Raw genomic sequence first — 1,688 nt, forward strand, 5'->3', positions numbered from 1 at the left:
ACTCAAATCTCGCCGGTGTTCCGACAGTAGAACACCCCGTTCCGAAAATGGACTCCGTACAACTACCGGTGGCGCCTCGTCACTTCAGAGCGAACATGGCACGGCTGGCTTTCCAGCCCCCAATGCTCCCGGCAGCCGATCCAATTGCGGATTAGAGCGCCGGGAGTGCTAGGCCCACCAGCGTGAACCGGCGAAAGAGCCGCCCACTGATGGCCGCTCGTATCGTTTCTCGAGTCCACGCAGGACTGCCAAGGTGCGCTGGGCCTGCCGCGGGCAACGCCTCAGAGAGTGACGCTGGTTTAAGTTTTTACGCCAGCCCGAATCATGCACTTAGTGCGTGAGCTTTGAAGGACTGCCATGAGCGAGGCTTCACATGGGAAGGCCTGCTGTAGTTCGGACCCTAACGGTCACAATCGACGGTGTTGCGCATCACGGGACATATTTTGTCCAGAACTCCATCGTGTACCTGCAATCGGCGCTTGGAAGTAAGGCAACCCACGTGGGAGGGGTGCCGCCAGAAATGACGGCCAAGCTGCTCCTGTCTGAACTCGTTCGCACCCGCGCTGGGGCAACGCACTAAGATCAGAACCAGCTGCGGTTATTTTGGAAGCACGCCTGTTTGGTGCGGTCCCAGATGAAATCCCCGCCGCCGCAGGGTGGACGGGGGCGAGAGGTCGCCGGGCATTCGTTCCGAACCTTGGCTCCCGTGCCCCAGCCGTCGACGACACATGCGCCACCGCTTGTCCTATGACAGCCCTCGCCACAGCCACCCGCGGCGTGTGCCCCACTAGCAGCAGCAGCGAGAACCGTGGTCGCGAGGAGCATTCCTTGTAAGATTTTTATCACTGCCAGACTCCTGAAAGCGACTGATCCCGAGCGAGAAGGACGAGATAATAGCTCCTGCCGTGCCTCTTAGCTACGATCAGCGCGGCGCGAAGTCCTCGGCGCCGCACCGAACCGCTCGAGGGCTGCGCTCCCCAGTTCGAAGCTGTTGATCCAGCAAATTTCTACAACCTCTGAAAAGCGACTAGGTCAGCACAGCTGCATTTTCGAACCATTTATTGTCTCCGTACTGGAGAAACGTTCTGTTCCGGAGGCGCGTGTGAGCCACTTTGTCTCGGTCTGCTCTTGCTGGCCAACTTGATGCTAATGCTATGTTTCGGCTTGGCGGCGTGGCGCGTTTCGGATGAGGGTGGCGCTGGTAACGCCACAGGAACGGCGCGTGGCTGGGTGCAAACCTCGGCTAACTGACGTATCCGCCTACCCCTTCGCGCGTATTTTCTCGCAACGGCGTCCTTGAGGCGAGCTTATTCATCTAGCTTCATCCTTGACGATGACTGTCAGGCAAGCTGGTGGGCCTGCGCCGTCCAGCTCCGGGCGATATAGTCGATCAGTCAATAACATTGACGCAACCGGAGCGCGCGTATTGCCGAAATTTCCCGAGTGTGGCGGGCTGGGCACGTCGCATGCCGGTCGGATCAGCTAGATTCGAGCCGGGAATGCCGGACACCAGAAAAGAACCGGTGTCGTTCGGGTGAAACGTGGATGGAGCGAAATATGAAGAAGTTGATGTTAAGCGGCATGGCCTTGCTGGCAGTAAGCATGGCGGCCCCCGCCTCAGCGGCTGATCTGGCTGCTAAACCTTACGTCAAGGCCCCGCCCCCGGTGGTCGCGCCGATCTATGATTG

General features: G+C 59.2%; 1 protein-coding gene. It reads right to left on the reverse strand.

What is annotated here, in order from left to right:
* Window positions 1-582: 582 nt before the first annotated feature.
* On the reverse strand, window positions 583-825 hold the full coding sequence (locus tag AC0L27_RS40980) for a hypothetical protein (RefSeq protein WP_473309092.1): 243 nt from the start codon (window positions 823-825) through the stop codon (window positions 583-585).
* Window positions 826-1,688 lie beyond the last annotated feature (863 nt).

The organism is Bradyrhizobium sp. Ken51, assembly GCF_055807435.1.

Coding starts and splice junctions, on each gene's coding strand:
- AC0L27_RS40980 (WP_473309092.1), bottom strand. CDS start 825: ATGCTCCTCGCGACCACGGTTCTCGCTGCTGCTGCTAGTGGGGCACAC.